This window comes from Streptomyces sp. NPDC007896, from assembly GCF_042959425.1.
Lineage (GTDB): Bacteria > Actinomycetota > Actinomycetes > Streptomycetales > Streptomycetaceae > Streptomyces.
This window is the reverse complement of record NZ_JBIBKX010000037.1, coordinates 22,364-45,972: the sequence shown is the minus strand read 5'-3', so window position 1 is coordinate 45,972 and position 23,609 is coordinate 22,364. Positions and strand designations below refer to the sequence as shown.

The 23,609-nt window shown below is 68.1% G+C and carries 19 protein-coding genes and 6 pseudogenes; 14 read left to right on the top strand and 11 right to left on the bottom strand.

Annotated elements, in window-relative coordinates:
- Positions 1-826: 826 nt before the first annotated feature.
- A complete protein-coding gene (locus ACFZDJ_RS53825) occupies positions 827-1,051 on the bottom strand; it encodes a twin-arginine translocase TatA/TatE family subunit (RefSeq protein WP_390941874.1) in 225 nt (74 codons plus the stop codon).
- Between the two features lie 161 nt (positions 1,052-1,212).
- Here ACFZDJ_RS53825 and ACFZDJ_RS53820 point away from each other — a divergent pair.
- Positions 1,213-2,127: pseudogene (locus ACFZDJ_RS53820) on the top strand (ion transporter).
- A 7-nt stretch (positions 2,128-2,134) separates the two neighbouring features.
- Here the strand turns inward: ACFZDJ_RS53820 and ACFZDJ_RS53815 are convergent.
- Together ACFZDJ_RS53815 and ACFZDJ_RS53810 are read right to left on the bottom strand one after the other, a co-directional pair.
- On the bottom strand, positions 2,135-3,433 hold the full coding sequence (locus tag ACFZDJ_RS53815) for a protein kinase (protein WP_391070542.1): 1,299 nt from the start codon (positions 3,431-3,433) through the stop codon (positions 2,135-2,137).
- 532 nt (positions 3,434-3,965) lie between these two features.
- A pseudogene (locus tag ACFZDJ_RS53810) lies at positions 3,966-4,946 on the bottom strand (IS701 family transposase); the annotation flags it as partial.
- A gap of 249 nt (positions 4,947-5,195) precedes the next feature.
- Here ACFZDJ_RS53810 and ACFZDJ_RS53805 point away from each other — a divergent pair.
- A complete protein-coding gene (locus ACFZDJ_RS53805; RefSeq protein ID WP_190174025.1) occupies positions 5,196-5,690 on the top strand; it encodes a GNAT family N-acetyltransferase in 495 nt (164 codons plus the stop codon).
- An 82-nt stretch (positions 5,691-5,772) separates the two neighbouring features.
- Positions 5,773-5,943, top strand: a pseudogene (locus tag ACFZDJ_RS53800) (IS701 family transposase); the annotation flags it as partial.
- A gap of 3 nt (positions 5,944-5,946) precedes the next feature.
- Here the strand turns inward: ACFZDJ_RS53800 and ACFZDJ_RS53795 are convergent.
- Positions 5,947-6,380, bottom strand: a pseudogene (locus ACFZDJ_RS53795) (transposase); the annotation flags it as partial.
- A gap of 515 nt (positions 6,381-6,895) precedes the next feature.
- On the opposite strand from ACFZDJ_RS53795, the gene ACFZDJ_RS53790 reads away from it, so the two are divergent.
- Together ACFZDJ_RS53790 and ACFZDJ_RS53785 are read left to right on the top strand one after the other, a co-directional pair.
- A complete protein-coding gene (locus ACFZDJ_RS53790) occupies positions 6,896-7,336 on the top strand; it encodes a hypothetical protein (protein ID WP_391070540.1) in 441 nt (146 codons plus the stop codon).
- A 219-nt stretch (positions 7,337-7,555) separates the two neighbouring features.
- Positions 7,556-8,077 carry an SMI1/KNR4 family protein gene (locus tag ACFZDJ_RS53785; protein ID WP_391070538.1) on the top strand — a complete coding sequence of 174 codons (522 nt, stop codon included), beginning with the start codon at positions 7,556-7,558 and terminating at the stop codon, positions 8,075-8,077.
- A gap of 253 nt (positions 8,078-8,330) precedes the next feature.
- Here ACFZDJ_RS53785 and ACFZDJ_RS53780 read toward each other — a convergent pair whose 3' ends face one another.
- A complete protein-coding gene (locus ACFZDJ_RS53780; RefSeq protein WP_391070548.1) occupies positions 8,331-9,956 on the bottom strand; it encodes an alpha/beta fold hydrolase in 1,626 nt (541 codons plus the stop codon).
- Here ACFZDJ_RS53780 and ACFZDJ_RS53775 point away from each other — a divergent pair.
- Positions 9,894-10,112, top strand: coding sequence for a hypothetical protein (locus tag ACFZDJ_RS53775; RefSeq protein WP_391070550.1), 219 nt, complete (start codon positions 9,894-9,896; stop codon positions 10,110-10,112). The two genes, ACFZDJ_RS53780 and ACFZDJ_RS53775, sit on opposite strands and share 63 nt — an antisense overlap.
- A gap of 253 nt (positions 10,113-10,365) precedes the next feature.
- On the opposite strand, the pseudogene ACFZDJ_RS53770 reads toward ACFZDJ_RS53775, so the two are convergent.
- Positions 10,366-10,509, bottom strand: a pseudogene (locus tag ACFZDJ_RS53770) (TerB family tellurite resistance protein); the annotation flags it as partial.
- Between the two features lie 103 nt (positions 10,510-10,612).
- Positions 10,613-10,909, bottom strand: coding sequence for a hypothetical protein (locus tag ACFZDJ_RS53765; RefSeq protein ID WP_391070536.1), 297 nt, complete (start codon positions 10,907-10,909; stop codon positions 10,613-10,615).
- A gap of 204 nt (positions 10,910-11,113) precedes the next feature.
- On the opposite strand from ACFZDJ_RS53765, the gene ACFZDJ_RS53760 reads away from it, so the two are divergent.
- Positions 11,114-11,773 carry a zinc ribbon domain-containing protein gene (locus ACFZDJ_RS53760; RefSeq protein ID WP_391070534.1) on the top strand — a complete coding sequence of 220 codons (660 nt, stop codon included), beginning with the start codon at positions 11,114-11,116 and terminating at the stop codon, positions 11,771-11,773.
- Positions 11,774-11,944: 171 nt separating this feature from the next.
- Here the strand turns inward: ACFZDJ_RS53760 and ACFZDJ_RS53755 are convergent, their stop codons facing one another.
- Together ACFZDJ_RS53755 and ACFZDJ_RS53750 are read right to left on the bottom strand one after the other, a co-directional pair.
- Complete coding sequence (locus ACFZDJ_RS53755) at positions 11,945-13,363, bottom strand: LCP family protein (RefSeq protein WP_390941883.1); 1,419 nt, start codon at positions 13,361-13,363, stop codon at positions 11,945-11,947.
- A 405-nt stretch (positions 13,364-13,768) separates the two neighbouring features.
- A pseudogene (locus ACFZDJ_RS53750) lies at positions 13,769-13,957 on the bottom strand (GlsB/YeaQ/YmgE family stress response membrane protein); the annotation flags it as partial.
- Positions 13,958-14,119: 162 nt separating this feature from the next.
- Between ACFZDJ_RS53750 and ACFZDJ_RS53745 the strand changes: the two are divergent.
- The 3 genes from ACFZDJ_RS53745 to mgtA all read left to right on the top strand — a co-directional run bounded on the left by ACFZDJ_RS53745 (position 14,120) and on the right by mgtA (position 18,353).
- Entirely contained in the window at positions 14,120-15,199 is a 1,080-nt protein-coding gene (locus ACFZDJ_RS53745) for a TerD family protein (RefSeq protein WP_391070532.1), read from the top strand.
- Between the two features lie 135 nt (positions 15,200-15,334).
- The gene (locus ACFZDJ_RS53740; RefSeq protein WP_384910674.1) at positions 15,335-15,691 is read left to right on the top strand and encodes an ArsR/SmtB family transcription factor; all 357 of its coding nucleotides are present in this window, start codon (positions 15,335-15,337) and stop codon (positions 15,689-15,691) included.
- Positions 15,692-15,755: 64 nt separating this feature from the next.
- A complete protein-coding gene (gene mgtA / locus ACFZDJ_RS53735) occupies positions 15,756-18,353 on the top strand; it encodes a magnesium-translocating P-type ATPase (RefSeq protein ID WP_391070530.1) in 2,598 nt (865 codons plus the stop codon).
- Positions 18,354-18,738: 385 nt separating this feature from the next.
- On the opposite strand, the gene rodA is transcribed toward mgtA, so the two are convergent.
- On the bottom strand, positions 18,739-19,938 hold the full coding sequence (gene rodA / locus ACFZDJ_RS53730; protein ID WP_390941891.1) for a rod shape-determining protein RodA: 1,200 nt from the start codon (positions 19,936-19,938) through the stop codon (positions 18,739-18,741).
- An 865-nt stretch (positions 19,939-20,803) separates the two neighbouring features.
- Between rodA and ACFZDJ_RS53725 the strand changes: the two genes are divergently transcribed.
- From ACFZDJ_RS53725 to ACFZDJ_RS53715, 3 genes are all read left to right on the top strand, one after another.
- Positions 20,804-21,466 carry a lytic transglycosylase domain-containing protein gene (locus tag ACFZDJ_RS53725; protein WP_390941893.1) on the top strand — a complete coding sequence of 221 codons (663 nt, stop codon included), beginning with the start codon at positions 20,804-20,806 and terminating at the stop codon, positions 21,464-21,466.
- Positions 21,467-21,720: 254 nt separating this feature from the next.
- Positions 21,721-21,852, top strand: coding sequence for a hypothetical protein (locus tag ACFZDJ_RS53720; RefSeq protein ID WP_391070528.1), 132 nt, complete (start codon positions 21,721-21,723; stop codon positions 21,850-21,852).
- 124 nt (positions 21,853-21,976) lie between these two features.
- Entirely contained in the window at positions 21,977-22,147 is a 171-nt protein-coding gene (locus ACFZDJ_RS53715) for a hypothetical protein (RefSeq protein WP_391070526.1), read from the top strand.
- A gap of 24 nt (positions 22,148-22,171) precedes the next feature.
- Here ACFZDJ_RS53715 and ACFZDJ_RS53710 read toward each other — a convergent pair whose 3' ends face one another.
- A complete protein-coding gene (locus ACFZDJ_RS53710; RefSeq protein WP_391070524.1) occupies positions 22,172-22,570 on the bottom strand; it encodes a hypothetical protein in 399 nt (132 codons plus the stop codon).
- Between the two features lie 433 nt (positions 22,571-23,003).
- Here ACFZDJ_RS53710 and tatA point away from each other — a divergent pair, with 433 nt between their 5' ends.
- Positions 23,004-23,288 carry a Sec-independent protein translocase subunit TatA gene (gene tatA / locus ACFZDJ_RS53705; protein ID WP_384910658.1) on the top strand — a complete coding sequence of 95 codons (285 nt, stop codon included), beginning with the start codon at positions 23,004-23,006 and terminating at the stop codon, positions 23,286-23,288.
- Positions 23,289-23,609: the final 321 nt, after the last annotated feature.

Below are 23,609 nucleotides of genomic sequence, written 5' to 3'. Positions count from 1 at the left end.
CAGGCCCTGCTCTCATGCCGGGCAGTGCCCGCGATCACCCGATCGAGACTCCCGTTCGATCAACAGACTCCATGATCGGTATGGCAACGGCTTCTAAGCGGGCGGCGGGGCTTCACCCGTCCTGGCGCGACCCGCGCGACGCGTTTACCAGCGAGGCTTCATGCCGCTGGAAGCGGGTGGCGAGGGAGCCTGGCATGCGCGGCGGTCGCTTTGCCTGCGCAACCCACATGAGGCGCACTCCAGTCTGCCGGTGTTCCGCGAGGAAGGAATCGTGGTTGGTCGTGGTCCTCGCTCGGCAAGGCAAGCGGGACGCGTTCCTCGACAATGCCAAGTGTCCGGCGATCATGCTGGTGGCCGTGGGCCATGTCGGGGAGTCGCTGTGCGGCGGCGGCCGGTTCGCTGCCATAAGCCGTATTACTGGGCGGTCGGCGCTCGGGGGGCGGGGAACACGGAATTGGCCGCGATCGTTGTCCGGATACACATCGAGTATGAGGAGTCACCGTTTGTCCGTCAGACCGACGGACCCCTCGGGGCACAGTCCCCGACCATCCCGCCAGGCATCTCCTGAGCACGGCGTGCGGCGGGGTGTCCCCTGCCCATGGATACGCCGGTGAGTGCTGCACTGGGTTTGCCGGCCGTCTTCGTCCTGACCGCCGGTACGGCTATTTCGGCGCCCTTGAATTCGCGTACGTCTCCGCCGACCGCCTGGCCCGTCTCCTTGACCGGCGGGCCGTGTAGCAACCAGGCTCGCATCGAGCGTCCCGGTTTCCTCCGGCCGTTCGACGCGCTCCGCACGGCCCCCGATCGATGAGCCCGGCAGCAGCCGTCAGGAGCGCGGGGACGGCCCGTCGCGTTCGACGACGGTGCCGGGAACCACGCGCTCTGAGCCGGACGCCGCGCCGGGGGAGTCCTGCTCCTTGAGCACCTTGGCCTCGCTCTTGAAGATCCTGGCCGCCTTGCCCGCCGAACGCGTCAGCTCGGGCAGCTTCTTGATCCCGAGGACCATGATGACGACGACGAGGATCACGGCCAGTTCGCTCAGCCCGAACATCAGGTCTCTCCCAGGGGTGGACAGGGGCCGATACGGCGTACCGGCTACGCATCTCTCTCTACAGTGCTGTAGAAGTCTCTCCCAGGGCATGATCACTCAACAAGCCTGCCTTCCGGCCCGGTTGGCCGGGAACAGTGTGCTGCGCGGAGGAACAGAGCAGGATGACGGACGTAACGGCCGAGATGAAGTCCGCAGGTGAGGTCCTGGCGCGGCGGTGTCGTACGGTCACGGAGGCACGGTGGTTCGCCGTCACCGTCTTCGCCCTGATTCTCACCAATGCCGCGCTACTCGGTGTCGAGACGTACACCGGAGTCGTCGACGACTGACACCAGTGGTTACGCCTGGCCGAACACGCCTGCGTCGCGGCCTTCACCGTCGAGATCCTGCTGCGCGTCGCCGCCCATGCCGACCGCCCGAAGGACTTCTTCCGCGACCCGTGGAACCTCTTCGACCTCGCCGTCGTCCTGAGCGCGTTCCTGCCCGTCGTACGCGAGAACACCACCGTGCTGCGGCTGTTGCGGCTGGCCCGCGTGCTGCGCACCGCCCGCTTCCTGCCGCAGCTGCGGATCGTGCTGGTCGCGGTCGGTCGCAGCCTCCCCGGCACGCTGAGTTTCCTGCTCGTCGGTGCGCTGCTGCTTTACGTCTACGCGATGGTGGGCTGGGTCTTCTTCGCTCGCTACGACCCGGAGCACTACGGCTCCATCGGTCGCTCCGTTCTCACCCTCTTCCTCCTCATGACCCTGGACGGCATCGGCGACGCCGTCCATGCCGGCCTGGAGATCTCCCGCTGGAGCATCGTCTACTACGCCTCCTACGTCCTGCTCGCCTCCTTCGTCCTCGTCAACGTCCTCATCGGCGTCGTCATCACCTCGCTGGACGAAGCGCGCGAGATGGAGGCGGACGAAGCCGAGGAGATTTCGGCCGGGGCGGTCCTCGCGGGTGCGGCCGATGCTCCTGAGCACGAACTGCGCGTCCATATCGCCAAGGCACGACAGGCCCTCGACGAGCTGGAGGAGAGCCTTGATGGGCTCCCCGCGTCTCACTCAAGCATGCCGGATTTGCGGCGAGTGCTGTGACGCGGGATCAGCCCTTGTCGTCCTTGCTGTGTCCGTTCTTCCCCTTCTGGGTGTGCTGTTGCCTGTCCGAGCTGTCGTCTCCGTTGTTGCCGGGCTCCTCACCACCGGTCGGGGGAGTGCTCAGGGTCGAGGACGTGCCCGGGGCGGGGCTCGTGGTGCGAGGCGGATCTGTCGGTGGTGTCTCTGCCGAGCTGTGGTCGGGGGAGAACCACGTCATGCCGGCCAGCAGCGCCGCGAGGAAGACCACCAGTGCGGCGACGGTGCTCACCGTCCTCGACCGGTGTACGACGAAGGCGCGAAGTCCCGTTTGCTGCCGACGCGGCGTCCGGTGGGCCCCAGCGGTGCTGCCAACGGCTGACGGGAAGGCGTACGTGGTCGCGGAGCCGGGGGCCGCGCCGGCCGTGTTCGTTCCGGGCCCTGCGACCGCCCCCAAGGCGGTCGGACGCGGCACCTCCGGCGCGGTGAGCGGCGCGGCTGCCGGGAGGGGCGCGGGATGTCCCCTCCACGCACCTGCGGCGAACCATTCGGCCGCCTGACGTGCCGTGGGGCGGCCTTCGGGCCGCTTGGCGAGGAGACCGAGCAGGTAGTTCTCGAAGGCGGGCGGCAGACCGACGCCGAGCTCCCGTGGTGGTACGGGGGGCGTGTCGAGGTGGTGGTGGAGGATCGCGACAGCGCTGTCGGCGTGGAACGGCGGTCTTCCGGTGAGGAGTTGGTAGAGCAGACAGCCGAGCGAGTAGACGTCGGACGCCGGTCCGGCGGGCTTGCCGAGGGCGCGCTCGGGGGCGAGGTACAGACTGGTCCCGACGATCTGACCGGTCGCGGTGAGCGCGGCACCCGGGTCGTCCACGAAGCGCGCTATGCCGAAGTCGCCGATCTTCACGGACCCGTCGGCGTCGAGGAGAAGGTTGCCGGGCTTGATGTCCCGATGCACGATGCCCTGTTCGTGTGCGACGGCGAGCCCTGCGGCCGCCTGGGCGGCGATGAGGGCCACCTCCTCGGCCGGCAGCGATCCCGCCTGGGAGAGCACGCGGGCGAGACTGTCGCCCTCGACCAGCTCCATCACCAGGAACAGACGGCCCTCCTGCTCGCCGAAGTCGAGGACGCCGACCACATGGGGGTGGCTGAGCCGGCCCGCGGTCTGGGCCTCCAGGCGGAAGCGAGAGGAGGCGGTGGGGTCGGAGTTCTGGGCGAGCAGGAGCTTGACTGCCACTGGTCTGGCGAGTACTTCGTCGTACGCCCGCCAGACCTCTCCCATCGCGCCCCGTCCGATGGTGGTTTGCAGCCGGTATCGGCCCGCTATCAGCACCTGTTACTTCATCCTCACGCAGTGAGACGACTCGACCGCTGCAGGCCATGTCCCTGCGAGGGGACGGATGATGGTGGGGGTGCCGCAGCGGCCCCAGCCTACTGGCAGGCCGACCGCGACATGATCTTCTTCGGGGTGTTCGTCCTTGCCACGACACTTCCGATCCGTCGGTCACTGTGCAGTACCGCCCGATCGAGACACCTTGAACCTGTCTCCTTGACCGGTCAGTGATTCGCGGCGGGCCAGCTTAGTACTCCAGCAGCGTTTCTCCATCTGTGCTGGTCAGAGTGCCTGTTTGGAGGCTAGCGGGCTGATGTCTCGTCAGGTTGGCGGTCGTTCGTCACTCACCTGATCGGGGTGCGTGCGGTGTTGGTAGTGGCAGATTCGGGCGATGGCTTGCTGGTGTCGTCGCCAGTTGGACCATCGGAGTCTGTGTGCGGGGTGTAAGGATCGCGGTGGTCGTGCCTTCGGGGAACGGGCAAGGTCCAGGAGCCGCACCGGATTTCTGCCACGGTGAGGGGCGTGAGGGTGGTCGAACCGATTCTTCGGCCCCCCTTTCGAAGGCACGGGCGGCCATGGCGGCAAGGAAGGCATGGGCGAGCATGGCCAGTGTGATGTGCCGGTACCAGCCGACATAGCGACGGACTTCCTACTGGTCCAGGCCGCATTCGTTCTTCGCGGCCTGGAAGCATTCCTCGATGGCCCAGCGGGAGCCGGCCACCCGCACCAGCTCTGCCACGCTCGTCTCGCAGGGTGCGTAGGCGAGGTAAGGGGCGATCTCATCGGGCCGGCTCAGGCTGCGGCGGGCGAGCACCCAGCGATGATGGGTGGGCATCCCACTGCCAGGGCCCTCGGCCTCGGGCAGCTTTGCGGCGGCCCAGTCATAGACACGCGGGCCCTTGGCCCCTTCCCCGCACGACAGTCGTTCCCATGCCTCGTCCGGAGCACCGGTCAGCAGGTGGTCGATGCGCCGGCTCCCGATCTGGTACTTGACCTGCTGGGACTTCGGCACTGCCAGGACATGGCCGACCCCCGCCTCTTCCAGCGTGTCGCGCAAACGCCACTCCTCTCCGTAGGCGGCGTCCGCAGTGACCCAGGCGATGGGCAGAGCGGATGTCAGGGCACGCAGGACAATCGTGCGGGCCGGCTCCGGCAGTTCTCGGTGCGGCCCGCAGTGCCCGCTTACTGCCGCTGGACCCCGGCCGACGTGGTGCACTTCTTCAGGAAGCCGGTGTCATCAAGGATCAGGACCGTCCTAGTGGCCCAGGGTCTGAGCGACGTAATTTTGCAGGCCGTCGCCGACTTCGTCGGGTTCCCACCGGCACGACGCGAGGAGTCCTTGCAGCCCGTCAGGGGTCTCGTGGCCGACATACTCGGACAGTTGCCAACCGTTCTTGCTCCCGACTGGGCCCAGCAGTCCGCGAACGTAGTCCCGCATCCGACGTCTTGGCTCCACCCGGGTGAAACGCTCGCCCACCCGCAGCAGCAACGACTCCAACTCGGCGGCCCACACCCCTGCTTCAGCGTCCGTCGCCCTACCAGGTTCAACGCACCCCGATCAGATGAGTGACGAACGACTGCCAACCTGACGAGACATCAGCCCGCTGGACTCCAAACAGGCACTCTGACCAGCACAGATGGAGAAACGCTGCTGGAGTACCAATACTCCAGCCGTAGATCGTTATGTGCCCTGGTCTTGGGGCTGTCTGCCACTGGCGGAAACTCAGGTGGCCTCAGCGCACGATCTGGGTAGAGTCGGGCAATGCCCGAGCTGAAGCGGCTGCATGCCGGCCACGCCCCGGCGGTCTTGGCCTTCGAGCTGGCGAACCGCACCTACTTCGCAGCCTCGATCTCCGACCGCGGCGACGACTTCTTCGACCAGTTCACCGACCGGTACAACGCCTCGCTGGCCGAGCAGGAGGCCGGCATCTGCGCCTTCTACGTGCTCGTCGCCGAGGACGGCTCGGTACTCGGCAGGTTCAACCTGTACGACTTGGAGGACGGCACTGCCAGACTCGGCTACCGGGTCGCGGAGCGGGTCGCCGGCCGCGGCGTGGCGACCGCGACCGTCCGGGAGCTGTGCCGGATGGCGACAGCGATGCACGGCCTGCTCACACTGCGGGCGGCCACCTCCCACGACAACGCCGCGTCCCAGAAAGTCTTGGCCAAGGCCGGGTTCGTCTCGGTTGGCCCTGCCACCCCGGCCGATCTCGGCGGCAAGTCAGGCACTTGGTACCAGCGCGACCTCCAGCCATAGGCCTTGATCTTGCTCGTGGGTCGGCTGCGGGAAGGCTGCGGCCACCGCTGTTCATCGGTGTGTGAAGACTAATGATCTTGCGATGGCCGCAGGTCGCAGCGTGGACCCTGCTCGCTGGCAGGAAGCGTTCGAGGGCCTGATGAGCCGGATGGTCGGCCGGTTCGCCCGGATGGAACCCCGGCGTCGGGTACGGGATCTGATGCTGGGGCTGCTGTCGGACCTGCCACGCAAAAACTGTTGGAGCATCGCCGAGGAACAGGAGCCGGTCGTGGCCCAGTGCCACCTCGACGAGGTCGATGACGGCCCATTCGTAGAACTGCTGTCCCTTCGCGCCGCGTGCGGCCGAAAGCTTCTGCCAGGCCCTCTTCGGCACCTTCTTCACCAGCACATCAGCGCGGAACGTGCCTGCGCCGGTGGTCATTTCGGCTGAGCAGGCCACCGCGAGAACATAGCCGATGCCTCGGTTTTCCAGCGCGGATCGCAGTCTCGGATTGTCACCGTAGACCTCGTCACCCGTGACCCAGCCGACGCGCTGTCCGGTGTCCAGGAACCGTTCGATCATCACCCGGGCCAGTTCCGGCTTGGTCGCGAAGACGGTGTCCTCGCTGAGTCCCGCGGCGCGGCAGCGGTCCGGATCGCAGGTCCAGGAGCCGGGATGTACAGCTCTCGTCGTGGAGGTGCTCGACGACGTACTCGCGCACATCGTCACGGACCGCACCGGCCTGCCCCGCGCCGCGGTTCGACCCGGGCGAACCGTCCCGCGATGCGGCCCATGGCCACCTCGAACGCCTTCCGCCAACGGGCGGGATCTATGCTGTGACTTACGGTCACCGTCTCTTCGTTACTCCACACACGTCACGATGATCAACGGTGGCCGTGCCCGTTCCCGGACCGGGCCCCACTGTCTGTGACAGCGAGGCTTGGAGCGCATGCCACCGAAGGTTGCGCAGAAGGTTCCGGGCAACGTCACCGTCCCTTGGGCTGACGCGGCCAAGCGGCTACAAGGCCACAACGAGGACGCAACGGGTGGGTGGGCGGCGCTGCGGCTCGACGCGAGTCGTCCCTACCATCCGGCGTACAGGGGGTACAAAGCGATCCCCCGGCAAGGGGGCTCTGTGCTGTCGACCGTTTCATGGCCGGTGTTTCGGCGCTTCGTCGGCGCTTTCGCGGCCGGCGTGGCCCTGGCCGCAACCTCAGGGTGCACGGTGCCCGTCGATGCCGTCGCCGGCATCTCCGTGACCGACGACGGCCATCTGCTCGGCGTCATGATGGTCTGCGGGCATCAGATCGATGGCGCGACCCTCTACGTGGACAGCACCGACGTCGACAGTGAGGTGACGGTCGGATCATGGGCCGCCGACCGACCCCTCATGGCCGGTCTCGCCACCTGGACCCTCGATTCTCCTTCCGCCGGCTGGACCGCGACCAGATCTCCCAAACCGCTCACCGCCAAGACCACCTACGACCTCTACGGCTGGACCAAGGACAGCTCGTGGTCATCGAGTAGCGTCTCCTTCACTCTGACCGACCGGGACCGGCTCACCCCGGGAACCGTCCGCTACGACGACGCCTCGGGCAACGGCGGCGAATCCGCAATCACCGTCCCCATAGCGGAGTTCAAAGCCAGGGCCTGCGGGAACAGTTGACGCCACGGCGCCTTGCGCCAGGCCAGGCACTCACAAAACCACGATCTACAGCTGGAGTATGAGGTCGTGCTCGTATTCGGAGACCCTCACTCGGTCGTTCCAGCCACCGTTGAGGTGGGGATGACCATGTACGACCCCAGAGGGTCGAGGAGACTGTCTCCTGTACCGCGGTCAACTCCAAGACCGGCATCGGCTCCACGTGCTAGAAGGAATTCAGTGGTGGCAACGCTTCCAGAGATCACAGCCCTGTTGGGCGAACCCCGGTTCAACTGGTCGGATCCGGCTCCATGGAACGAACTGGAGCAGGAACTCGGTATCGAATTTCCTGCGGACTTCCGTGAGATCGTGGACGCCTACGGTTCGATTGAGGTCAACAGGCAGTTGTATCTGAAGTACCCCGTCGGCCATCTTCTGCACAGCCTGGGAGAAAACATCAGGGGGGATCCCGAGCTCTGGCGCGAGGAGGACATGGCGGAGTTCCTGCCGAGTCCGGTGGGGGCGAACCCCGGGGAACTGATGCCGGTGGCGTCGGCCACGACGGGCGAGGCGGTTTTCCTGCGCATTCCCGACAACCTCTCATCGCCCTGGCGCGTCGTGGTCCAGGAGTTCGACAGTCCGGCCTGGACTCTCTACGAGATGACGTTCAGTGAGTGGTTGCTGGCTTATCTCAAGGGTAGGGACGTGACGTTGTGTTCTCGCAACTGCGCGCCTGACGGCCCGTTCTTCGAATTCCTGCCCTGAAAATGACCGCTGCGGTATCTCCTGTCCGAAGAACGGGCGGACCCTCGCGGAAGATGCCAGGCATGCGGGTCCGGACGGCATCCACCGGCGGCCGTGCCGGATCGAGTGGGATGCCGATGACACCTGCGTCACCGGCCGGCTCTCGTCCGGCCGACATCGGAGCGGCTGACGGCGACACGGCGAAGCCCCGGGCGGTCCGCCGACGATCAGGGGAAGGCTCCGGGGCTGTCCGGTTGTCACGGGCGCTATGCCGTCAATGGGCTGCACGCGATTGGCAGGTCGACGGGGCCGGTTGCCCCTGCAGTCGGTCGCGCAGCCACGCCGCCACGTCCTTGTAGGAGGCGCTCAGTACGCTCTCGTGGTTGGCGTCGGCGTAGATGCGGTAGTTCACGACGTCGCCGAGGTCGCAGAGTTCCTTGTTGAGCGCGGTCGTGACCTCGACCGGAACCGTCTGGTCCCGTTCGCCCTGCTGAAGCAGGATCGGCCCGGCGGAGCGGCCCTTGGCCGGTTCGAGGCTGTCGATGAACCGGCGCAGCGTCGCGTTGCGGGCCCAGTGGGGATTCCCGATGCGCTGCAACTGCACGTTGTTCAGGTAGATGTCGAGTTCGTCGGCGCAGAGCTTCTTCGCCAGAGGGATCTGTGCGGCGAGCTGCGGTGCCAGGACGTTCGTGTACTGGATGCGCGGTGAGTACAGGCGCGCTCCCACCGCGATGTACGAACCCAGCACGGCCAGCCCCACGTTCACCGGCGGCCGGGCGGCGCCCGTCTCGTCCATGACCGCTGCGAAGTGGCTGGGCGGCGCGAGTGCCACGGTGCCCAGGAAGCGCAGCCCCGGTGCCCACCGGGCCGCGTCCTCGCCGACCCTCAAGACCGGTGTCGCTCCCTGCGAGTGGCCCACGGCGAACCACTGCCGCCCGAGCTGCGTCGGCGCCTGTCGCGCTGCCAGAACAGCGTCGATCGCGGACCGGCTCTCGAGATCTGTCTGGGGGAAATTCTCCACCGTGTCAGGGAAGCCCAGCCCCGGGTAGTCCGTGCCGACGACCGCGTAGCCGTCCTGTACGAGGTGCTCGATCATGTCCGTCTCGGCGTACTGGTCGGAGGAGGGGTACAGGTTCGCGTGCCGGGAAGGGGCGCAGACCGGCCCCACACCCGTCGCGCCGTGGCCCCAGGAGATCACCGGCCAACCCCCGCGGGGAGCAGCTCCGCGGGGGACGAGGAGGAAGCCCGTGACATCGATGGGCTCCCCGTGCAGTCCGACCGAGCGGTACATGATCCGCATCGCGCGGGAGCTGACGCTCTGCAGGCGGGTGGACACCGTCATCGGCTCGGACGCCAAAAGATGTCCCGGTGACGACCGCTCCAGGGTCCTCCGGCTCGGATACCGGTAGAAGTCCCCTTGCGGCGAGGCCCCGGCGGGTGCGGCGACGGATCCTGCTGCGTTCACCGCCTCCGCGAGGAAGGCCACCACAGTCAGCAGGCAGAGCAGGCCGCGAGCCGGCCCGCTCCTTAGCAGCGGCATCACTGTTCGACACCCTTCGAACGATCTTGGTCGGCAGGTCGGCCGTACTGATTCCACCTCGGTCCTACCGCGAAGCCGATCGCCACGCTTGTCACTCTCATGGACCGGCACCGGCGTCCCGGTTCCGGGCGAGGCGGGCGCGGACCCACACGCATCGAGCACCTCCTCACTGGTCACGCCGGTGCCGAAGGCCTGGGCGCTGGTATGGGTGACGATCACTCTGGTGCCGTGCGGCCGCGCCGCCCGTAGCGTGGAGAGAAAGGCCCGGCCACCACCGCTTCCCAGGTAGGTGACCCGATGGAGATCGATTTCCAGAACTCGCGGATTCGAGCGGAGGGCGCTCCACAGATCATTGCCGATGCGTTCAGCGTTCTTCGAGGTGATCTCTCCGGAGAGTTGTACGACGGCGTGGTCCGGATCGGGGGCTGTACTGGTCGTGCGCAGCCGGAGAAGGCGCAGCACCCAGCCGCGGGTTTCCAGAAGCCCGCGATGCCGGCGCGACTCATGGCTGGATGATGGCTCCGGCATCGGGGCCCCATGAGTGGGGTGGCGGGCTGACGACTGCCGACCGGACGTGCTCCACGACACCTGAGCCGCCGCCCCAGTATTTAAACATTGCGCAAATGGAGAACCATTGGAAGCGTCCAATCGCGAACAGTTACGCACTCAGGCCCTCGAGATGCGTGGCGTCATTGCCGCCGTGACGGCACCTCGCTGGCGTCCCTCGTAGCCGAGTACGGAGTGTTGTAGAGGTTGACGACAGGACCTAGAGGTCCGCGGCGGGGAAGTTCTGCAGCACCTCGTTGGTGAAGATCGGCTGCGCGACGTGCTGCCGCTCGGACGGATCGATCTTCCCGTCGGCAGCAGCGACGAGCGCGCAGATCGCCATGCTCGCATCGCGGATCGTGTGCGATGTCGGTCGCCAAGGCGAAGAAGGAGCCGGCAGAGGGGGTTGCGAGACGGCACGGCCTGGATGGAATTGTCTGCGCATTCCGCCCCGCTCAGCCAGACGATTCCTACGTGCCGCTCTGAACCAGCAGGATGATCCGGTCCGGATCGTAGACCGCCCATCGTGGGGCTGAGGCGCCCGACAGTCGCACTTGGCACGCGGTGACGCCGTCAGGGCTGGTCCACCAGCCGACGATGGTGCCTGGCCATGGCCATCCGGCCCCGTCGTGCACGTCTACGGACTGGTAGGCGGTCCGGATCTGGTTCTCGGGCGGCGTTGGGTAGCCCTTCGCCAGTTCTTCGAGTACGCGCTCCGCAGTGGTCGTGTCGCCCACGGTCCCGGCCCTCCCCCTTGACTCCGTCATGGTTCCATTATTGCGCAACTAATGATGTATTCCTCCCGCGGACCCGCGGACCCGCGTACGAGCGCGCGGATCCGGACACGGAGACGTAAGGCGGGCGAGGCCCGGCCATGGAAGCGGAACGTCTGGGCGGTGGCGAGAACCGGTACCGCTTCCCCGGCGTCGTACGGCAGTGTGTGACGGCGGCCTGACCTGTGGGGGGACCACGTGAGCGGCGAGATCTACTTCAGCAACAACTACCGTGACTTGTGCGAGCGCAACGGCACCGGGGCGGGTTTCCAGTTCGAGTTCTCGTGCTCGCGCTGCTATGACACCTGGCGTTCGCCATTCGAGCCTTACACCGGCGAGCGGGCGGCCACCTGGCTCGGCAAGGGCGTCGACATGGCCTGGGGGCTGCTGGGCCGTACCGGCAGCGGGCTCACGTCCGCGGCCGACGGTCTCGCGGGCGCCGGTTGGGGAAGGGCCCGCGACCACGCCTTCGAGCGAGCGATCGGCAATGCGCAGGGGCACTTCAACCGGTGCGCACGCTGCACCGACTACGTGTGTGGCCGCTGCTGGAACGCCGCCCAGGGTCTGTGCCTGCGCTGCGCCCCGGACACCGCGGCCGAGGTCATGGCGGCTCAGCAGCGTGGACTCAACGACATGGCCTCGCAACGGGCGTACGCCGCGGGGCAGCAGGCCGGTCAGGGCTATGACCCCACCACGCCCCGTCAGCTGGTCTGTCCGCACTGCCGTACCGAGACCCATGGCGCCGGCTTCTGCTCCGGGTGTGGCTATCAGCTGGCCCAGTCGGTTCAGTGCTCTGCGTGTTCCGCTGTGGTGCCGGACGGCGCGGCCTTCTGCCCGGGGTGTGGCACGCGTAGGTAGGGCATGGCCCGCTTTGCCCAGGGCGCTCGCTGTCAGGTCACATCGTCGTCGCCGTTGGCTCGGTCTGGGGCGGAGTTCGACGGCTCGGGCAGAGAGCGGCTGGCCGTGACGGCTTCCGCCCCGCCGGTGTCCTCCGCGTGAGGTCCCAGCCGCACTGCTCGTAACTATTGGCTATCCGTAGGAGAGGTTGGAGCAGAGGTCGTCGTCGGCGGAGCGGGCGTTGGCGGCCGACGAGGCGGGTGCGCGTGAGACGGACATGGTGGACGCGGCGTAGCTCTGCCCCAGGACCACGTTGATGCCCGGCCCGGTGACTTGCCGGAGCTGGGCGCCAGGGAAGAGCTGGGAGACCTTCTGAGCTTGGGACTTGAGGGTCGCGCCGTACTGGACGAACGTGGCGGCGTGGTTCTGGTTGCCGGCGTTGCCGGTCCTGGTGACCGTGAAGCCGTGGCGGGTCAGGGAACGGGCCGCCCGGGAGGCCAGTCCGCTCTTTCTGGTGCCGTTGTAGACCGCCACGGTGATCCCGCCACCTGAGGCGATCTCGCCGGCGCTCGGTGACGGAGAAACGGCAACCGTCCGTGATGTCGTTGTCTTCGGACGGCCAGTGTTGGCGCCGTCGACAGTGCGGTCGGCCTTCAGCGCGGCCCACAGCTCGTTGGCGTCCGGCTGGACGACGGCGACGCGGGAACCCTGGTAGCGCCAGGGGAGGGTGACGAACTTGGTGTTGTGCAGGTCGATTGCCTTCAGTGCCATAGCGAAGGAGACCAGCCTGTTCGCCGTCCCCAAGCCGGGATCGACGGTCATCGATTTGGTGGCGGCATCAGCGAGGGGCAGAAGCTTGGTCGGCGTGAGCCCATCGCCCTTCATCTTCTTGATCAGGCTGGCCACGAACGCCTGCTGACGCTTGATCCGCCCGATGTCGGAGCCGTCACCGATGCCATGCCGGATCCGCACGTAGTCGAGCGCCTTCTGCCCCGAGAGGGTCTGTTCGCCCTTGTGGAAGAGAAGTTGGCCGCGGGTGGTGCGGTTCGGACTGAGATCTTTCTGATAGACGTCCTGCGGTACACACACCGTCACCCCGCCGACCGCCTCGGTCAGCCTGGCGAACCCCTTGAAGTCGACGACGACCGTGTGGTCCACACGCAGCCCGGTCAGCTGCTCGACGGTGTTCTGGGTGCAGGCTGGGTTGCCCTTGGTGGTCTGCCCGACCGAATAGGCCGCGTTGAACATGGTGTTGCTCTGAACCTGGGTCCATGAACCGTCCGGCAGTCGGCACGGTGGGATCGTGACCAGCGTGTCGCGTGGGATCGATACCGCGACGGCGTGCTGGTGGTCGCCGTAGACGTGCAGCAGGAACGCGGTGTCGGAGCGGCCCGCGTCGTGCTGGTTGCCGCCCCCTAGTGTGCTGTTGCCGTTGACGCGCCCGTCGGAGCCGATGACCAGGACGTTGTCGCCCTTGAGTCCGGCGTTGGGTCGGTTGTCGGACACGCCGTTCGCGTCGAACGTGTCGATGGTGCCGGTCAGCGTCAGCCAGAGGCGGCCCATCCCGGCCGTGAGCAGCACGAGCAGTGACGCGCCAGTGGCCACGAGCATCCGGATCCGCCTGCGCTGCCTGCGCTTGCGCCGGTGCACATCGCCGCGGGAGGTCCGGTGGCGCGAAGACGGGGGAGCTGTGAAGCGCTGGCTTCGGTCGCGATGCGTCGGCGCTTGATGGCTGGTCGGCATACGCGTGCCCTTCGTCCGCCGGAGTGCGTACGGAAGTCGTACGGAGAGGACTGTTCGCCCTGCCCCAAAGTTCTATGCTTGCGCAATATAGCAATCATCTGGTGTGGTTCCGCGCCTTGCACTCCGGCGCCCTGGGTGTCGGGCTACCTCTCTACAGCGGGTGGCTTGCGGATGGAGGCGGTGTTCGGCCGGGTGGCGATGGTCAGGCGGTCAACGGCCGGACGAGGAGAAGGGGGACGAGGGCCCCGATGTCGTGTAAGTCCTCCGGCTCGTCTTCGAGTTGCCGAACAGGGTGCGGTAGCCGATGAGCAGGACGAGTGAGCCGCCGATCGCCTCGCCCCATGCGCCCGCGATACCGATGGGGGTGGTACCGATCAGACCGCCTGGGGCACGGCCCGGAAGCAGGATCTTGGTGATGGCTCCGGCCGGCAGCCCGAGGACGATCCAGCCGATGATGCCCACGTCGTTGTCCTCCAGTGGGGGGCGGGTCGGGAGGGTGACGGACACGCCCGGCCGACGATGATGTGTTGCTCGGTTGCGCAATCATGGAACCGGAAGGGATGAGTTGGCGTCGATCATGATGAGTACGAGCAGCCGAAGCGGCTGCGGAGGAGTCCAATGAGAATGAGTGTGTTCCTGACCAAGGGCGGCAATGTGTCGCTGAGCAAGATGGCCCCCGGCCTGACTGCGGTCACGGTCGGGCTGGGCTGGCAGGCGGGCACCGGCTACGAGCTGGACGGGAGCGCCCTGCTGTGCGACCAGTCCGGCAAGGTGCTGTCCGACGAGCACTTCGTCTTCTTCAACAACCTCAGCAGCCCGGACGGTTCGGTCCGACACTCCGGCAGCGGTGCTCCAGGCGGCGGGGACGAGCAGCAGATCCAGGTCGACCTCGCCCGGGTGCCGGCCGAGGTCGCGAAGATCGTCTTTCCGGTGTCCCTGTACGAGGGTGCGGCCCGTGGCCAGAACTTCGGGCAGGTGCATCGCGCCCACATCCGTGTCCTGGACCGGGACACCAGCACTGAGCTGACCCGCTACGACCTCACGGCCGGAGGACTGTCGTCCGAGACGGCGCTGGTCTTCGGTGAGCTGTACCGCCACGGCGCGGAGTGGAAATTCCGTGCCGTTGGCCAGGGGTATGCCTCAGGGCTCGCGGGCATCGCCACCGACTACGGTGTGGACGTCCTGCGCGAGACCTCGGCTCCTGCGTCTGCTGGTGCGGCTACCAGCACGTACGCACCGCCGCCGCCCGTCGTCACGCCGACCCCGACCGTTGTCTCCCCCATGACGCCGACGGCCGCTGCGCCACCACAACCGACAGGGAGTTCCTCCGTGACGTGCTTCTTCGATCCCCACCACGGCCCCGGTATGACGACGGTGACGTGGTTCCCGCAGTGGGGTGTGTCCCGGCCGGTGCAGGCGTGCGGCGGCTGCGCGCAGCGCGTGCAGACCACCGCGCCACCGTTCTACACCCCGCCCCAGCAGGGCTACCCGCAGACGGCGCCCCAGGGCTACCCGCAGCAGGGCTACCCGCAGCAGTACGGCGATCACCACGATCATGGTCAGCAGCAGGGCGGCGGCCGCCGCTTCGGTGCGGGCGCGCTCATCGGTGCCGGTGCGGCCGGACTGGTCGGCGGCGCGCTGCTCAACGAGGCGTTCGACGACGACGAGCCCGAAGTGGTCGTCAACAACTACTACGAGGATTAGCCGCAGACGCCCGACGGCGCGAGGTCGTCCCCGTTGAGGACGGCCGGGTGTCCCGGCGCGAGCGGATGCCGACGCGTCGGCGCCTACACTGGGTGCGCGGATGTGCGTTGGGCGTGACGTGGGCGGGAGAGGACTGTGGCGAAGTTCGGCGGTGGCGTTCAGGACCCCTCGGCCGAGGTGCTGGGGGAGGCGGCGGCCGCCTTCGGACTGCTCGCCTCGACGGCCCGGCTGCACATCATGTGGGCCCTGTCCGAGGGCGAGTGCGACGTCACTCACCTGGCCAACCGGGTGGGCGGCGCCCTGCCCGCCGTCAGCCAGCACCTGTCGAAGCTGAAACTCGCCGGCCTCGTGCGTGCTCGCCGTGAAGGCCGGCGGCAGATCTATTACGTCGACGACCCGCACGTGGTGACCGTCGTCCGGGTGATGGTCGGGCAGTTGGCCGCGCGAGCCCAAGAGGCGTCGGCGCGTCGGCTGCACGGGACCGGTGCCTAGGATCGCCTCGGCCTCGCGACAGGGCGCCCAAGCGCCGCTGTCCGGGACCGCGTCGGCACCTGGGATGGCGCATGCAGGCGAGACGGCCGACTCTTCGTTCGGCATGGCGACGGCACTGCAGGTCCTGCGGCAGCTGGACACAGGGCCGCGCGGGCTGACGGACGACGAGGCCGCGGTCCGCCTGGTCCGCTCCGGGGAGAACCTGCTCCCGGCACGGCAGGACGCCTCCTGGCCACGGCTCGCCGTGCGCAGCCTGCGCGATCCGTTCACCGCGGTGCTGCTCTGCCTCGGTCTCGTGTCCGCCGCCGTCTTCGCTTGGTCCACTGCCTGTGTGATCCTGCTGCTGGTCGTGGTCAGCAGCGCGCTGCGAGCCTCCGGAGAGCGCCGGGCCGACCGGTCCATGGCCGGGCTGCGCGAGATGGTCGCCAGCACATCCACCGTGCTGCGGCGGGCCGACGAGGATGCGGCTCCATCGGCCCGGGAGATTCCCGTCGATGAGCTGGTCCCCGGCGACATCATCAAGCTCGGCCCGGGCGATCTGGTCCCGGCAGACGTACGACTGCTGCGCGCCGACGGACTGACCATCCATCAGGCGGCGCTGACGGGCGAATCGGCGCCCGTCGTGAAGAGTGCCGCGGACATCCCCCACCCGGACGGCACCGGGATGTTCGAGCAGTCGCAGCTGTGCTTCCAGGGCAGCAGCGTCTCCTCCGGCAGCGCCACCGCGGTCGTCGTCGCGACCGGAGCGGACACGCAACTCGCGGCCGCCCATGGACGTACGGCCGGGCAGCGCGAGGCGAGCGCCTTCGACCGGTCGGTGCACGGCATCTCGTGGATCCTGATCCGCTTCATGCTGCTGACTCCACCGCTGGTGCTGATGGCCAACGCCGCCCTGCGCGACCGCGGCCTGGAGACGCTGCCGTTCGCCGTCGCGGTGGCGGTCGGGCTGACTCCGGAGATGCTGCCGGTTGTCGTCACCACCTGTCTGGCCCGTGGCGCGTCGCTGCTGGCCCGCACGCACGGAGTGATCGTCAAGCGGCTCCCGGCGCTGCACGATCTGGGCGCCGTGGATGTGCTGTGCCTGGACAAGACCGGCACCCTCACCCAGGACCGGCCGGTCGTCGACCGTTCCCTGGACACGGACGGGCGCGATGACCCCGACGTATTGCACTGGGCGGCGGTCAACGCCTGGTGGACCCTGCAACTCGCCGACCTGCCCGAGCCGGACGCGCTCGACGAGGCGCTCCTGGACGCGGTCGCCGAGGACGAGCTCCTGTCGTACGACGGGGTGGCGGCTCTGCCCTTCGACCCGGCGCGCCGCCTGTCCACCGCCGTTGTCCGTACCCCCGGCCGCCTCGGCACGCACACGCTCGTCGTCAAGGGAGCCGTCGAAGCCGTCCTGGAGCGCTGCACCCTGGAAGAGGACGAGCGCAAACGGCTGACGGCGCCGGCGTCCCGCGAGGCGGAAGACGGACTGCGGGTCCTGGCGGTCGCCACCGCGGAACGCCCGGCCCGCATGCGGGACTACACTCCCGCCGACGAAGGCGGCCTGACCTTCCGCGGCTTCGTCACCCTGCAAGACGCCCTGGCACCCACCGCCGCCGAAGCCCTGAAGGGCTTCGCCGATCGGGGTGTCACCGTCAAGATCCTCACGGGTGACCACCCCGGGACCGCCGCCCGCGCCTGCCGCGACCTGAACATCCCCCTGGGCCCGGAGGCCGTCCGGTGCGCCGACCGCATCGACAGCCTGACCGACACCGAACTCACCGAACTCGCCCGCCGTACGACGGTCTTCGCCCGCTGCACCCCCGAGCACAAAGCGCGGATCACCGCCGCGCTGGGAGCCGGCGGTCACACCGTGGGCTTCCTGGGGGACGGGGTCAACGACCTGCCGGCGCTACGCGCCGCCGAGGTCGGCATCGCGCCGCAGGGTGCCGCGGACGTCGCCCGGGAGGGCGCCGACGTGGTACTCGCCGAGAAGGACCTCACCGCGATAGACCACGCCATCAGCGCGGGCCGGTATGCAGGCGGCAACATCGCCACGTACCTGCGTATCACCTTGTCATCGAACGTCGGCAACATCATCGCGATGCTCGCCGCGGGTCTGCTGCTGCCTTTCCTGCCGATGCTCCCGGCTCAGGTGCTCGTGCAGAACCTGTGTTTCGACACGGCCCAGCTCGCCTTCGCATTCGACCGTCCTGACCCATCGGTGCTGCGTCGCCCGACGGTCCTGAGCCCGCGCGATGTCCTGCGGTTCATCACCGGATTCGGCGTCCTCAACGCCGTTGCCGACCTGGCCACCTTCGCCGTCCTCGCCCTGACCCTGCACGGCCCGGGCACCGGGAACGACGAAGCCGCCTTCCATTCCGGCTGGTTCACCGAGAACCTGATCACCCAGGCCCTGGTGATGGTCCTCCTGCGCAGCGGACGCCGACTCGTCGAGGGCCGCGCGCTCGGCCCGGTCAGCTGGTCCGCGGCCACACTGGCCGTCATCGGCATCGTGTTGCCGCCCTCACCGCTCGGGCCGGTGCTCGGCCTGAGCACGCTGCCGTTCGAGTACTACCTGCTCCTCGCCGTCGTCCTGGCGCTCTATGCCGCCGGGCTCGCTTTGGCCCGGGCACGTCATGAGCGCAACCGCACCACCCATTGGACCCCGTCGTGAGACGCGAAGACCTCCGTACTGGCTTTACGGCTAGGAGCAGCCGTAAGGCCACCAGGCGGCACGTGGGCGATGTAGGCGCTGTGCATGGTCCCCCGCCAGTTCCCTGGAGAAGCGGTTGGCTCCGGTGACGGCTTCGCGGAACAGCGTGAGCAGTCGCGGTTCCGTGAGGCGATCGGCGGTCAGGAAGTACCGGTCGAGGATGGCCGCCACGTCGATGTAGTCGTCCTGGGGCAGGTGAGGATGACGTCGTGGGCGTGAAGCGGGGAGGCCGAGGCGCCGTCCTGGGCCGGTAGTACCAGAACGCCGCCTCGGCGGCATCGGTCGGCCCAGCTCTCTGGGGGAGTTCCCCTTTCCGGCGCGGTCTCAGCCTTCCAGCGCCAACCTTCTACGCCGACACGGGCCGCTGTACCCGGATCGACTGCAACAGCCCTATTGCCACCCACACCGCGAACATCGACGAGCCGCCGTAGGAGACGAACGGCAGGGGAATGCCCGCGACAGGCATGATGCCGAGGGTCATGCCGATGTTCTCGAAGGACTGGAAGGCGAACCAGGCGACGATCCCGGCGGCGACGATCGTGCTGTACAGCTCGGTCGTTTCGCGGGCGATCCGGCAGGCACGCCACAGCATCACGCCGATCAAGAAGATGACAAGGCTGGCACCGATGAATCCCAGCTCCTCGCCCGCGACGGTGAAGACGAAGTCAGTCTGCTGTTCCGGCACGAACTGGCCGGTGGTCTGCGCGCCGTGGAAGAGGCCCGCGCCGGTCAGGCCGCCCGAACCGATGGCGATGCGGGCCTGGTTGGTGTTGTAACCCACGCCCGCCGGGTCGAGGCTCGGGTCGGCGAAGGCCGCGAAGCGATTGATCTGGTACTGGTCCAGGATGTGCAGCCGCCACACGGAGATGGCACCGAGGACGCCGACGGCGAGCAGGCCGAAGACCCAGCGGTTGGAGGCGCCCGACGCGAGCAGCACGCCCAGGATCGTGACCGTCATGACCATGGTCGAGCCGAGGTCGGGCATCATCAGGACGACCATGATCGGCACGGCTGCCAGGCCCAGGGAATGGGCGACGGTACGGCTGTCCGGGTACTGCTTGTCACCCGCGTCGACCCCGGCCGCGAGCAGCATCGCCATGCCCAGGATGATCGTGACCTTCAGGAACTCGGACGGCTGGATCGAGAAGCCGCCGCCGATGACGATCCAGTTGCGGTTGCCGTTGATGGTGGCGCCGAGCGGAGTGAGCACCAGCAGCGCGCCGAACAGCGAGAGGCCGTAAAGCATCGGTACCGCGTTGCGCAGGACGCGGTGGCCGAGCCAGACCGTGCCGATCATCAGGGCGAGCCCGATGCCGGTGTTCATCAGGTGGCGGACGAGGAAGTAGTACGGGTCGCCATGATTGATCTGGATGCGATTGCGGGTCGCGGAGTAGACCAGGAGCGAGCCGAGCAGCGACAGCGCGGTGGCCGACAGCAGGATCGGCCAGTCCAGCCGGCGAGCCGGCGAGTCACGGTTGAACAGCCGCGTCCAGCCCGCGCGCTGGGGGCCGTAGCCGGAGACGGAGAAGCTGTTCGCGCCGGTCATGTGGACATCCTCTTGGCTTCCCCGCTTCTGCGGTCACCTGCGGGTAGTGCTGTGGGCGAGGCCGTGGTTGCCGCCGCCTGGGACGCGTCCTGTAAAAGCGAGCCTCCAAGATGACGTGCTGCTCCTTGGCTGATCCCTGGGAAATCCTAGCTTCTGGGCATGGATCTTCATGACGAACCGCCGAAGGGCGGAGACACCTGTATGGGACATCTACCAGTACCCGTTCGACAACCATGGGACGGTCGTGGCCGGTCTGATCGACAACCTACGTGACACCATCTCCCCGATCAGTGGCCTCTCGCACGTCAACGACCATGCAGGACTGTTCGTTGAACACATCGTGTTCAGGTACTCAGGCCATTGGCCGTGACGCCCAGGCACCCGAAGCAGATTGAACCGCCGGGTCCGATGGAGGCTGCGGACTGTCCCAGTTGGGTGAGTCGAGTTGCCGGTGGCTGTGCTGGAGCGGCGGCGGCTTGCCTGGCCGTGCCGCTCACGGTGCGGGCTGCGGTGACCAGTGCGGGAATCCTGGCCGTCCTCACTCTGCTCAAGGCCCTCTCCGCCACCGTTCTCCGGGAGCCCGCGGCCCTACGAGCCATCCCCTTCACCGGTGTTGTGCGTGCCTGCCGGCGGGCATCCGCGGCGGTCGGCATCCGGCGGTCACCACGGTCCTGGTGCGCCGCCTGCGAACCGGAGGACTCGTCGTCTCGTCGGCGGCCCATGCTGCCGCGGGCGCGACATCGGCACGGTGGCAGTAGCCCTGCTGCACTGAATCCTGTGAAGCATCAGCGACGCTTCACACGTGTCTTAACGCGCGTGCTGTACAAGTGGCTGGCCCGAAGAGGGCGAGAAGGGGGGGCGAAAAATGTCCGCTGCCACCTCACGGCGGCGATGGCTGGTGGTCGTGGTCCTCGCTGTGGCTCTCTACGTCGTCGTCCGCGCCGCCCGCACTCCGCAGTCGGACTCGCCGCCCCCGGCCAGGGCATCGGCCTCACCCACCCGCTCGGCCGGTTCCTCCGCCGCGCCGAGCGGTTCTGCCTCGTCGTACGACCCCGCTGACTACGCCACCCAGGTCCGCACCAGGGCTCAGCAGGCCGGCGTCAGTGCCCAGTTGGTGATGGCGATCCTGTACAACGAGGCGTACAAGCCGCACGACCCTGCCTTTGAGCGCGCCTGGCAGAAGTACAAGCCGGACGCCGCCTTCGGTATCGCGAACATGCACCGTGCCGCCTTCGACGAGGTGAAGCAGGGCCGGGACTTCGCGGACCGGAAGTGGGAGGAATTGCCCGACGACCGGGATCTCGCCGTCGAGGCTGAAGCCTGGTATCTGCACGACCTCGCCGCCCAACTTCCCGCCCGGTGGCCCGCTTCCTACAGCAGGAACGATCTGCTGGCCCTCGGCTACAACACCGGCGCGGGCAACATGCTCGCCTTCGCCCGCGGCGTGACCCCCGGCAGCCAGGCCCAGTCGTACCTCGACAACCTGCACGCCAACTGGGCCAAGGCGGGCAGGCCGATCGGCGGCTGAGCCGGTCCGGCCGTCGCCCCTTGCGTGCTGAGCATGGCGGACTTGAAGCACCGCAGCCTTCACACCGCCGGAGAAGTTCTGTGCGGCGGTGAGCGATGAGTGAGGGAACGACACAGCCCACGGAAGGCGAGACGCCCGAGCCGGGCCCCAAGCTGCCCCACGGTGCCCGGGAGGCGGAGACGCTTTCCTTGCTGCAGCGGGCCGAGAGTGGCTGACGCTTCGCCACGGACGGCCCCGGGTTCGCCGACCGCCGGATGCGTACCGCCGTGGAGGAGCGCACCGACCGTGAGGCCGTGTTCGCCCGCTTCGCCGACCACGTGTCGGACACGGACGCCGACCTGCCGCGGCAACTGCTCGGCTCCGAGCCCGGCAGCGACGACCGCTGAGCCGTCCACCTCCGCACCGTCGAAAAGGGCCCTGGGCGGGTGTCCTCGCCTACCTCCCGCCGCTGCTGCCCCAGCTCGTCCTGCTGGGCACCCGGCAGCTGTCAGAGCGACGCGAGCACCGCGCTTGGCCACCTGGCTGCTCACCGCCTCCCCGCTGGTCCCGGCCGCGGCGAGCGCGGTTTCGCTGGGGCTGCTGACCATTACAGAACTGCTCCGCGTCCCGCAGCTCGGCGGGCTTGGCCACGGGTCGGTGGACACCGCGCGGCGCGACGATCTCACCGAGCTCTCCGCATGAACACGCCCGTCTGGCCGCCCAGCACTACGCGTTCGTCGCGCCGGCCCAGCTCGATACCGCCGCCAGCTCCCTGCTGCGCCTGCTCGCCACCACCGTCACCTGTACTTCGAACGCTGGGCTGACGAGGTCACCGCCCCCCACCGGCGACCGCGCCGGGTGGCCCCCACGGGCGGCAAGGCCGCCCTCGCCGCCCGTGCCAACCTCACCCGCTCTCGCCTTCCGGGCGAGGCGCTCGGCATCCTCGGCCCTCGCCGCAGTCCACTCGGCGCCGCCGCCCCCGTGCCTGGCCGGGTGGCCGCCCTGCTCTCGCCGCCGCTGGGCCGTCACCTTGGGCTCGTCGCTGCCACTGAAGGGGTCCCGTTTGTCGCGGCCTGATCCAGCGCCGCCGAAGGCCGAGATCAGAGCGCTGATTCGGTTGGTCACACGGACATCATCAACGACAACCTCGGCCAGCCGGAGTGATCCAAACGAATCGGCCTAGCGGAGAGGCCGTCCGCGCCGAAGGTATTGATGTGTTGCCATTCAGCTTCAGGTAGATCCAGTCCAGCCCTGCCGAGCACCACGATGGCCGGCGTCATGAGGAGCGCTGTTGTCCACGGGCTGCGGTTGCGGTTTCGTACCGCGTGGCCGTCGCGAGATCCGCCGCGCCGGGGCGGCTCGGCCCGGCGCCGGTGGCGGGAAGGTGCGTTCTCATCCCGCATGGCGGTCATGGGCGTGCCCTCTTCCGTCCGACTCATACGGAGGGGACGACTGACCTCACCCAATGGTTGTACAGTTGCGCAATGTGGCAATGATGGCAGATGGTACGCCGCTCCGGCGTGCGCCACTGTCCGGCGAAGAGAAGGGGTGGGGTCAGATGCTCCGCAACGGACTGGAACCCTGGCACCTGCTGATCGTGGCGATCGTGATCATCCTGCTGTTCGGCTCGAAGAAGCTCCCCGAGGCCGCCCGAGGGCTGGGCAAGTCGATGCGCATCCTCAAGAGTGAGGCCAAGGCCATGAAAGAGGACGGCACCGCCCAGTCCGCCGCACCGGCCGAGGATGCGTCCTCCTCCGCCGCGGAGGCGCCCCGCGTCATCCAGTCCGCTCCCGGCGAGACCGCGACGGCTCGGCCGACCACGGAGGGCCACACGGCACACTGAGCCTCCTGCTGCCGGCTCGTCGGCGGCCGACCGCGTCGAAGCCGTGCCGCAGCGGCTCGCCCTTTGCGCGGAAGCCGCAGCGGTAGGTTCGAGGCGTCGTGAGGCGGGGTGCGGTCTCATGGGCTGGTGTCCAGCGCTTGAGATCAGCGGCTCCTCGGATGGGGCCAGTAGCGGTCATCGTCTCGATTGATGGTCCCCCTCGGAGGATTCCGGTCGCTGCGCCAGGTGGCGTCGGAGCCGAACTTCGTGCGTGCGGCCCGTTCGGCTGGTGCCTCCTTGGCTCCGGCCCGCGGTCAGTGTCTTGTCCCGGCTGTCATCCGC